Annotated in this window: 8 protein-coding genes and 1 pseudogene; 5 read left to right on the forward strand and 4 right to left on the reverse strand. The window is 66.1% G+C overall.

From position 1 onward, the window contains the following. Positions 1–32 precede the first annotated feature (32 nt). Both ppsA and VMJ11_RS19215 read right to left on the reverse strand, forming a co-directional pair. Positions 33–2,458: pseudogene (ppsA, locus tag VMJ11_RS19210) on the reverse strand (phosphoenolpyruvate synthase). An 89-nt stretch (positions 2,459–2,547) separates the two neighbouring features. Continuing rightward, positions 2,548–3,000: a universal stress protein gene (locus tag VMJ11_RS19215; protein ID WP_325620972.1), complete on the reverse strand. Its 453-nt coding sequence runs from the start codon at positions 2,998–3,000 to the stop codon at positions 2,548–2,550. Positions 3,001–3,219: 219 nt separating this feature from the next. Between VMJ11_RS19215 and VMJ11_RS19220 the strand changes: the two genes are divergently transcribed. After that, positions 3,220–3,711, forward strand: coding sequence for a carboxypeptidase regulatory-like domain-containing protein (locus tag VMJ11_RS19220; protein WP_325620973.1), 492 nt, complete (start codon positions 3,220–3,222; stop codon positions 3,709–3,711). 36 nt (positions 3,712–3,747) lie between these two features. Here the strand turns inward: VMJ11_RS19220 and VMJ11_RS19225 are convergent, their stop codons facing one another. Further along, the gene (locus VMJ11_RS19225; RefSeq protein ID WP_325620974.1) at positions 3,748–5,079 is read right to left on the reverse strand and encodes a nicotinate phosphoribosyltransferase; all 1,332 of its coding nucleotides are present in this window, start codon (positions 5,077–5,079) and stop codon (positions 3,748–3,750) included. A gap of 163 nt (positions 5,080–5,242) precedes the next feature. On the opposite strand from VMJ11_RS19225, the gene VMJ11_RS19230 reads away from it, so the two are divergent. Continuing rightward, entirely contained in the window at positions 5,243–5,410 is a 168-nt protein-coding gene (locus VMJ11_RS19230; RefSeq protein WP_325620975.1) for a hypothetical protein, read from the forward strand. A 142-nt stretch (positions 5,411–5,552) separates the two neighbouring features. Here VMJ11_RS19230 and VMJ11_RS19235 read toward each other — a convergent pair whose 3' ends face one another. Continuing rightward, positions 5,553–6,203: a BON domain-containing protein gene (locus tag VMJ11_RS19235; RefSeq protein ID WP_325620976.1), complete on the reverse strand. Its 651-nt coding sequence runs from the start codon at positions 6,201–6,203 to the stop codon at positions 5,553–5,555. A gap of 409 nt (positions 6,204–6,612) precedes the next feature. Here VMJ11_RS19235 and VMJ11_RS19240 point away from each other — a divergent pair, with 409 nt between their 5' ends. From VMJ11_RS19240 to VMJ11_RS19250, 3 genes are all read left to right on the forward strand, one after another. Continuing rightward, positions 6,613–7,119, forward strand: a complete 507-nt coding sequence (locus VMJ11_RS19240; protein WP_414694428.1) for a lecithin retinol acyltransferase family protein — start codon at positions 6,613–6,615, stop codon at positions 7,117–7,119. 247 nt (positions 7,120–7,366) lie between these two features. Next, on the forward strand, positions 7,367–8,431 hold the full coding sequence (locus VMJ11_RS19245) for a lysylphosphatidylglycerol synthase transmembrane domain-containing protein (RefSeq protein ID WP_325620978.1): 1,065 nt from the start codon (positions 7,367–7,369) through the stop codon (positions 8,429–8,431). 164 nt (positions 8,432–8,595) lie between these two features. Next, a partial coding sequence (locus tag VMJ11_RS19250; RefSeq protein WP_325620979.1) for an NAD(P)/FAD-dependent oxidoreductase occupies positions 8,596–9,517 on the forward strand: 922 nt, incomplete at its 3' end.

Consider the following 9,517-nt stretch of genomic DNA (forward strand, 5'->3'; position numbering starts at 1 on the left):
CATCGGGCGGCCAGGAGGCCTCTCAATGATTATCAACGTTGCGCCAGAGTCACAGGCATGCCGGCATCCGCATCGAGCGCGGGCTCGCTGGCCGCGACGCGCCGCTTGACGGCGACGAAGCTGTCGGGACTCACCGAGATCGAGTCGATGCCGCACTCGACGAGGAAAGCCGCAAACTCGGGGTGGTGCGCGGGCGCCTCCCCGCACAAGCCGACCTTGGCCCCGACGTGATGAGCCTCGGCGATCACCCTGCTCACCATCCATTTGACCGCTTCGCTTTGCTCATCGAAGAGCCCGGCGAGTTGCGCCGAGTCGCGGTCCACGCCCAGCGTGAGCTGCGTGAGGTCGTTGCTGCCGATCGAAAACCCGTCGAAGCGCTGTGCGAACTGCGCGCAAGCACCACGTTGGAGGGAATCTCGCACATCACATAGATTTCGAGACCATTGCGCCCGCGTTCGAGGCCGTTCTCGCGCATGACCGCGAGCACGCGGTCGGCCTCCTCCGGCGTGCGGCAGAACGGAATCATCACGACGACATTGGTGAAGCCCATTTCATCGCGCAGGCGCCGGATCGCACGGCATTCGAGCGCGAAGCCTTCGCGGTAGAGCGGCGAGTAGTAGCGCGACGCGCCGCGAAAGCCGAGCATCGGGTTGGCTTCCTTCGGCTCGAACTTTGCGCCCCCCACGAGGTTCGCGTATTCGTTGGTCTTGAAGTCGCTCATGCGCACGATCACGGGGTGGGGAAAATGCGCCGCCGCGATGCGCCCGAGCGCGCGCGAAAGATGGTCTACGAAGTACTCCGTACGGTCTTCGTAACCGGCGGTCAGGTCGCGAATGGTGCGCTTCGCCTGTTCGTCCTTCAGTTCGTCGTAGTGGACGAGCGCCATCGGATGAACGCGGATCTGATTGCTTATCACGAACTCCATTCTGGCGAGCCCCACGCCGTCGGCCGGGATACGCCACCAGCGAAACGCCGCCGCCGGATTCGCCAGATTAAGCATGATGCCGGTGCGCGTGGGCGGGATGTGGGAGAAGTCGATCTCCTCCGAATGGAACTCGGCAATGCCCTCGTATACGAAGCCTTCCTCGCCCTGCGCGCAACTCACGGTGACCGCCTGGCCGTTGCGCAGCGCGCGCGTGGCGTTGCCGGTTCCGACGATCGCCGGAAGCCCCAGCTCGCGGCTCACGATCGCCGCATGCGAGGTACGGCCGCCATGATCCGTGACGATCGCCGAAGCGCGCCGCATGATAGGCACCCAGTCCGGATCGGTGGTCTGCGCGACCAGCACCGCGCCATCCACAAAGCGCGCCATGTCGCGCGGCTGCTCGATCACGCAGACACGCCCCGCGCCGATCGCCTCTCCCACGCTCACGCCCGAGAGCAGCTTCGCTCCCGCCTTGCCGATGCGCCAGGTCTTGAGCGCGCCGGCATCGCGGCGCGACTGCACCGTCTCCGGCCGCGCCTGCACGACGAATATTTCGCCCGTGGCGCCGTCCTTCGCCCACTCCATGTCCATCGGGCAGCCATAGTGCGCTTCGATCAGGCACGCCCAGCGCGACAGATTCAGGATCTCGTCGTCGTGCAGCACCCAGGCCATGCGTTCCGCGCGCGTGGTCCGCACGTTCTTCGTCGGCTGCGTGCGACTGCGCGAGCAGATCATCTTGACCGTCTTCGCACCGCGCGTCTTGCCGACGATCGGCGTGACCGACTTGCCGGCCAGCAACGGCTTGAAGACCTCATACTCGTCCGGGTCGACCGTGCCCTGCACCACATTCTCGCCGAGGCCCCAGGCCGCATTGATCAGCACGATCCGGTCGAACCCGGTTTCGGTGTCGATCGAAAACATCACGCCCGCGCCACCCAGGTCGGCGCGCACCATCTGCTGCACGCCCACCGAAACGGCAACCTTGAGCGTGTCGAAGCCCTTCGCCTGGCGGTAGCTGATCGCCCGGTCGGTATAGAGCGACGCGTAGCAGCGGCGGCACGCGTCGAGCACCGCCTCGCCGCCGCATATGTTCAGGAACGTCTCGAATTGCCCCGCAAAGCTCGCCTCGGGCAGGTCTTCGGCCGTCGCGCTGGAGCGCACGGCAACGCTCAGTTTCTCGTTGCCGGTCTGGCGGCAAAGGTCCGCATACGCAGCACGAATGCCCTGCGCGATCGCGGCGGGCCACACGCCGCGCAAAACCGCCGCGCGGATCGCCGCGCCCGTTTCCTCGAGCGTGCTGCGTTGGGCCGCGAGATCATCGAGCGCGGTGGCGATCACCTCGTCCAGACCATTCGCTTCGATGAAGTCCCGATACGCCTGCGCCGTGGTCGCGAAGCCGGGCGGCACCTTGACTCCATGCGGCATGAGGTTGGCGATCAACTCGCCGAGCGACGCGTTCTTGCCGCCCACGCGCGCAAGATCGGCGCGCGTGACCTGCGCGAGAGAGACAACGGGAGAGGCTGCGTTTTCCATGGGTTGCTCCGCGTATTGTCCGGATGTTGTCCGGGCGTTTCCGGATGACACCGGTTTGGGGTGCCTTCGTTGCGTCGGGCCGCTGCAGTTCAGGCGGGCTCGCCGCGCACGAGCAGCACCGGGCAATCCGCTTCGCGCACGAACGCCTCCGCCACGCTGCCAAGGAAGGCGCGCCGCGCGCCGCGCCGGCCATGCGTGCCGAGCACCACGAGCTGAGCGCCAAAGCGCGACGCGCAAGCTTGCAGACAGTCTGCGACGCTTTGCGTAATGCCGGCCACTTCCAGCAGCTCCGTTTCGCATTTCACGCCTGCCGCCTTCGCTTCGGCGCACGCCGCGTCTAGCTGCTTTTTGGCCTCTTCGCGATATGCCGCGAGCAGTTGCACCGGAACATAGGTGAGCCCCATGCCGAACGGCGCCACGACGTCGATCACGTGCGCCACGCACAGCCGCCCGCCCGTCACTTGCGCCACGCGCAGCGCCTCGGCGAGCGCCAGCCGCGAGGTCTCGCTGCCGTCGAACGCCATCAGGATCTTCTCGTACATGCTCTGCCCCCCAGGCCGGCGGATATGCCGCGGCGTACCACCTCGACTGACGCCCATCATCCGATCGCACCGCCTCGCGCGATTGACTTGCATCAAGAGACAGACAACGTCGAGACGACGGCATGGCTTGATTTGCATCAGATGCAATGCCGCCGGAAGCGGGATGCTCATGCGGTGGCAACGGCTGGCAACGCCGGCCGCTTATGAGAGGAGAGACCCATGAATAGAGCCCACGGCCTTACGCTGGCCGCGCCCCTGATCGCGGCAGCAATCCTTGGCGCCAACTTTTGTGCCGCCGGGGCAATAGCCGCGCAAACGGAAACCTCCGCGCAGCGGACCGTGCAGAACGGCGTCGCCTACATTACCGGCGGCGTGGGCAGCGACGAAGCCGCTGCGCTGCGCGGCGTCGCCGGCCAGTACAGTCTGCGACTGACGTTCCTCACGCATGGCGGGCAATTTCTTTCGGATGTGGATGTCGAGATCGTCGGGCCTTCCGGGGCGGCGGTGCTCAAGACGCGCACGCTCGGTCCGTTCCTCTACGTCTCGCTGCCGGCCGGCAGGTACCAGGTCAGCGCATACGCGGCAGGCACGAGACAAACGCGCGTGGTGCTCGTGAACGCGCGGCAAGGCACGAACGCACAGTTTGAATTCCCCGCGCTAGTGCAGCGTACCTTTGCACCGTGTTGCCAGAGCCCAAGCGTCACGAAATGACGCGCTGCGCCGCACGATGCGCCATGCCAACGCGCGTCAGGCGGCGCGATCCATCCGGGCGACGAGCGCCTCGAGCGGCCCGGAAAGGCGCGCGCGAAACGGCTGGGCCTCGTTGAGCACACGCAGGCGCGCCGGCAGCGATGCAAGCTCGCGTGCCGCATGGGCGCGAATCGCGTCGAGCGGCGGCTGTGCACACCGCTGGCCGTCGCGCATCACGGTGCCCAGCAGCGGCGCGCCTTCATGCGTTTCATGCGCCAGTGCGAGGCAGTCCTCCTCGATCCGGCCGGCTGCTTCGCGGCAGCGGAAAATCTGCTTGCGGCCCGGCAATGTCGCCTTGCCCTCCGAGCGCTTGCGGCGCGGTTCGCCGGCGTATTCGACGAGTTTGTAGGCGCAATCGAGGTACGGCGCATCGGCGGAGGTGTTCATCCGCGTGCCGACGCCGAAGCCATCGATCGGCGCGCCGCATTCCACGAGGTCGCGCAGCCGGTATTCGTCGAGATTGCCGCTCGCGAATATCGTCGTGTCGCGCATGCCCCCTTCGTCGAGAATCGCGCGCACCTGTTCTGCGTGCGCAGCGAGGTCTCCGCTGTCGAGCCGCACGCCCCGGATGGAGATGCCGTCGCGCGCCAGCCGCCGCCCGAGCTCGACCACCTTGCCGGCCGCGGCTTCCGTGTCGTAGGTGTCGATCAGCAGCGTGGCGTTGTGTGGCTGCGATCGCGCGAAGTGCTCGAAGGCTTCGACTTCGCTGTGATGCGCCTGCACATACGAGTGGGCCATCGTCCCGAACGTGGGGATGCCCCAGAGCGAGCCCGCGAGCTGCGTCGCGGTGCCGGTGAATCCGGCCAGATAGCTCGCACGCGCGGAGAGGAGGCCGGCCTCGGCGCCGTGCGCGCGCCTGAGCCCGAAGTCGACGAGCTGCTTGCCGGGCGCCGCCAGCACGATGCGCGCCGCCTTGCTCGCCACCAGCGTCTGGTAGTGCAGCAGGTTCATGACGCGGCTCTCCACCAGCTGGGCCTCGCGCATGGGCGCCGTGACGCGCAGGATGGGCTCGTCCTTGAAGAACACCGTGCCCTCGGGCATCGCCTCGACCGCCCCGGTGAAATGCAGGTCCTCGAGCGAAGCAAGAAAGGCCGTGCTGAAGCGCCCTGTTGCGTCGAGCATCGCGAGATCGGCGGCGCTGAAGTGCAGGCTCTCCAGGTACTGCAAGACCTGATCGAGCCCGGCAGCCATGAGAAAGTTGCGCGAAGACGGCAACGCCCTCACGAAGAACTCGAAGCTCGCCGTTTCGTTCGCCCCTTCCGCGAACCAGGCTTCGAGCATCGTCAACTCGTACAGATCTGTGAGAAGAACACTATCGATGTCGCTCATCACCCCTCCTTTGCCCCAGCCCATGCCGCGACGGCAGCCGCGCCGTTGCTGTCTCGCCTCGAAAGCAGCGGGTCCCGCTCGATTCCGCTGATACAGGTCAAACGCGAGAGCCGTTCCCAAACTAAGCTCGCTTCATCTACGCTGCACCCTCGCGAGACCCATCATGTACAAGCGACTGATCTTTCTGGCCCTCCTCACGCTGCCCGGCTCATTCTTCGTCCTCGCTGCCGTCGGCGCGCATCCGCGTGGCCGGGCGCTCCTCGCGCAAGCTGCCGGATTCTCCGTACTACGCACGAAATGTGCCGCCTCCCGCAGCGGCGCGGTGCGTTGATCGTTGAAACTGCCTCGCACCCTGTCGCAAAATCTCGCCACCTCGTAATCGCGCGCGCCACCGCTGCCGGCAAGCCATGCTGAACAGCGCGCGCACCATGCAGCAACCGCTGCGTCATTGCAAACACGCAGCAACCGCTGCTTCACTCCACAGTCAGATCGTCCACCACCGCGCGCACACCCGGCGCAGCCCAAGCCGCCCCGCGCGCCACGCAACGCTCGGCGAACGAGTGAACCGTGCCGGTCAACCTGACCGTGCCCTCGTGCACCGTGACCTGAATATGCCGCGCCTCGCGGTCCGCGTGCCGCCGCATGGCGTCCAGGATGTCCTTGCTGATCTTGTCCGGCTCGACAGTGTGGCGAACGTCGATGTGATCCGCCACGCCCGCCACGCCGCGCAACTGGGCAATGGCGCGCACGGCGGTCTGGCTCTGCCACGGCCAGTCGACGGTCCCCCGCAGCGCGACGTGGCCGTGCTCGACCTGCACCTGCACCGCGTCGGCGCTGAGCCCCGCTGTCCAGCGCAAAACGGAACGCGCGATGTGCGCGATGTCCTCGTCGGTGCGCACGTCCTCGCCCGGCAGACGCACGTCCAGTTCGACCACCAGCGCGCGCACGCCACCCACGCGGCGAGCCGCCTGTTCGGCCGCGATCTTTTCGCCCAGGCTCGGCAAGTGCCCTGCGAGCGTCACGACGCCGTCTTTCACCTCGACCCCGATATTCGCAGCACTCACCGTGGGCTCCCACTCCAGCTCCGCCTCCACGTCGTGCTTCAGTTGCAAATCGGTCTTCATCGTCGTCTCCATCGAATCGGCCCAACGCGGACCGTCGAAGCGAGCCTGACATGGAACGCCCTCCTTCGACTGATCTGCATCAACTGGCAGATCGCGCCTCCTCGTATCGTCACGGGATCGAAATCCCTCCACGCGCGGCCCAGCCGCCAGCCCACGCGCATGCATTCAGCGCCTGCGCAGCCCTCCGGCATCAGCATTTCCCCCTTCACCTTGTCAGTCATTTCTGACACACGGTGCGCAGATCACACAGCAATCTCAGCCGGGGCTGATTGTTGCCGCTCGGGCCAAAACCAATACTTCAGGCGTAGGGAAAACAGAAGTTTTCGGTGGTCACGCGGCGAGCAAAGCCAATATCAGGGACGCTGCCCCTGTTGGAACGAGGCGGCGCCGCAATGCCCGGGAGCGAGTCATGAGCCAGCCCGAAAAGTCCGGTTGCACAGACGTCGTGTTCACGCGCAATCTCTCGATCGGCGCCCACCTCGTCACGAAGCGCCCGGGTTATTTGCATCACGGCATCTACATCGGGAACGGCCGCGTCATTCACTACGCCGGCCTTTCACGCAGCCTTGCGCGTGGCCCGATCGAGGCAGTTTCCATCGAGCATTTTTCGGCGGGATCTGGTTTTCAGGTCGTACCGCACCCGCATGCGCAATACACGGGCCTCGAGGTCGCACGCCGCGCGGCATCGCGGCTCGGCGAGCAAGACTACCGGTTGCTCACCAACAATTGCGAACATCTCTGCCTGTGGTGCGTGATCGGGCAACGCAAAAGCGACCAGGTCGACGCGTGCATTCGCAATCCGGCTCGCGCCCTGCGCGTCCTTCTCACACTGTTCGTCTACGTGCTGATTCGTGACCGGATGCTTGCTTCTTTAGCCAGAACGCTCGACGTCCCCTTCCCCGCGCTGAACGGTTGATGTTGCTGGCCGCAATCCGCCACTCAGCGGCAATTGGCGCACGCCACCGTGCGTTCGGGAATACGCGCCGCACCAAGGCGGCCGACGCCCGACAGATTGACATGCATCAAGCCCGAAACGCGGCGCACGCCGAAAATTCCCCTGCTCACGCGCAATCGCCACGCATTGCGCTGGTGCCCATTCCTTGAGACAGGCTTCGATGAATGCCGGCCCTTCGCCCCCGCGCCGTCAACCCGATGGCGAGCCCATGCCGCAAGCGCAAGCGCCCCTCGCGCAACACGCGGCCCCCACAGTCCGGTCGACGTTCGTCACGGACGCGCGCAAGCGCGCCCAGGCGGCCTGGGCACTCGGCCTTCTCTGTCTGGTCGCGCTCGTGCTCGTGGTGGTGCACGCCAGTTCGCTCGAACGCAGCCTCGCGCTCGCGCGCGCGGCGCGCCCCGGCTGGCTGCTGATCGCGCTCGCAGCCCAGGTCGCGACCTACGTGAGCGCCGCGCTCGTCTGGCGCGAACCCCTTCGGCATTCGGGCTATACGCTGCCGATGCGCGTGCTCGTACGCCTTGGCATCGTCAAGATCTTTACCGATCAGGCGCTGCCAAGCGCCGGCCTCGGCGGGAGTCTGATGGCGATCCGCGGGCTGCTGCGTCGCGGCGTCCCGCGCTCGATCGCACTGACCGCCCTGCTGTCGAGCCTGCTCTCGCGCGACATCGCTTTTCTGCTCGTCGTGTTCGTGAGCGCCGCGATACTGTGGCGGCACCATGTGGCGGGCGCCACTCTTTTTATCGGCGTCGCCATCTTCCTGCTCGTGCTGCTGCTGGTGCCCGCTTTCCTCATCGCGCTGCATCAGTGGAACCGTGATCCGCGTGTCGCCGCACTCGGTCGATGGCTGCATCTGTCGCGCCTGATCGAATCGTTCAACGACGTCTCGCTCGATCTGTTGCTGAACCGCCACCTGCTCATGCGCACGGTCGCCCTGCAACTCGCGATCTTCCTGCTCGATGCCGCCACCCTCTGGATAGCGCTAGGCGCCGTAGGCGCGCCAACGCCGTTCTGGGCAGCGTTCGCGAGCTTCGCGGTCGCCTCGATGGCCGCCACCATCGGGCCCGTTCCCGTGGGACTCGGCACGTTCGAGGCGGCTTCGGTAGGCATGCTGAAGCTGCTCGGCGTGCCGATCGAAGCCGCGCTCGCGGCCACGCTGTTACTGCGTGCGTTCACGTTCTGGCTGCCCATGCTGCCCGGCTTCTGGCTTGCCCACGTCGAACTGCGCGCGAAGCGCCACAGCGCAGCGGCTGCGCAGCAGCCTTCTGGCGAGTAGCAGCGCGCGGCCGGCGCGTACGTCCTTGTGGAAATTCACGGCGACCTCACTTCGCCGCGAATTGACGTGCATCAACGGTCCCGGCACGCATCGGTCATACGGTTCCGATGACTGGCTCGACGCATGGCAATGTGCCTCGCCATCGGCTCGCGACGGAGAGAATCATGTCATCAAACTCGAAGCGCTTTGACGCGATTGTCATTGGGTCGGGAATCGGCGGGCTCGCGTGCGCCACGGCGCTCGCCCGGTGCGGTAAAGCCGTGCTGGTGCTGGAGCGCCAGCACGTGGCCGGCGGTCTCACGCAGTCGTTCAGCCGCGCGGGCTTTCAGTGGGACGTGGGCCTGCACTATCTGGGCGAGATGGGCCCGGAAGGCGACGCACGCGGGATCGTCGACTGGCTCGCCGGCCAGGCCATGGCATTCCAACCGCTAAGCAGTGCCTACGATATCGTGCACTTCCCCGACAATGTCACCGTGCCGTTCACGCGTCCCAAGGCCGCGCTCGAACACGAACTCAAACAACGGTTTCCAGATAGCGCCGCGGAAATCGACGCGTTTTTCGCCGCGCTCGACGAAGCCGTCCACGCGGGAAAGGCCCTCTTCACGCGCAGGGCGCTATCGGGCGTGCTCGGCGAGGTTTATGGGCTCTGGCACAGGCGCGACATTCACAAGTGGTGGGGCCGCACGACCGCCGAAGTCATCGACAGTCTGGTCAGCGATGCGCGACTGCGCGCCGTCCTCCTCGCGCAACAGGGAGACCATGGCGGCACGGAGCCTGCTGAAACGAGCTTCGGCATCCATGCGGTCGTGATGAACCATTACCTGAATGGCGCATGGTATCCGCAAGGTGGCGCGAAAGTCTTCGCCGACACGCTGGTTCCCGTCATCGAACAGGCAGGCGGCGCGGTCCAGCTCGACACCCGAGTCGCGGGGGTGCTAATCGAAGACGCAGGCGCAACGGGCGTGCTGCTCGACGACGGAACCGCATTGCACGCGCCGGCGATCTTTTCGGATATCGGGGCGCGCAATACGGTCGCCATGTTGCCAGCGGAACTGCAGCAGAGTGCATGGGCGAAGGAAATACGCT

Origin of the sequence: Paraburkholderia sp., from assembly GCF_035501035.1 — a bacterium.
Lineage (GTDB): Bacteria > Pseudomonadota > Gammaproteobacteria > Burkholderiales > Burkholderiaceae > Paraburkholderia.

Bases quoted from the DNA above. Each gene is read 5' to 3' on its own strand.
- VMJ11_RS19235 (WP_325620976.1), bottom strand. From the start codon at position 6,203: ATGAAGACCGATTTGCAACTGAAGCACGACGTGGAGGCGGAGCTGGAG.
- VMJ11_RS19240 (WP_414694428.1), top strand. From the start codon at position 6,613: ATGAGCCAGCCCGAAAAGTCCGGTTGCACAGACGTCGTGTTCACGCGC.
- VMJ11_RS19245 (WP_325620978.1), top strand. From the start codon at position 7,367: ATGCCGCAAGCGCAAGCGCCCCTCGCGCAACACGCGGCCCCCACAGTC.
- VMJ11_RS19215 (WP_325620972.1), bottom strand. From the start codon at position 3,000: ATGTACGAGAAGATCCTGATGGCGTTCGACGGCAGCGAGACCTCGCGG.
- VMJ11_RS19230 (WP_325620975.1), top strand. From the start codon at position 5,243: ATGTACAAGCGACTGATCTTTCTGGCCCTCCTCACGCTGCCCGGCTCA.
- VMJ11_RS19220 (WP_325620973.1), top strand. From the start codon at position 3,220: ATGAATAGAGCCCACGGCCTTACGCTGGCCGCGCCCCTGATCGCGGCA.
- VMJ11_RS19225 (WP_325620974.1), bottom strand. From the start codon at position 5,079: ATGAGCGACATCGATAGTGTTCTTCTCACAGATCTGTACGAGTTGACG.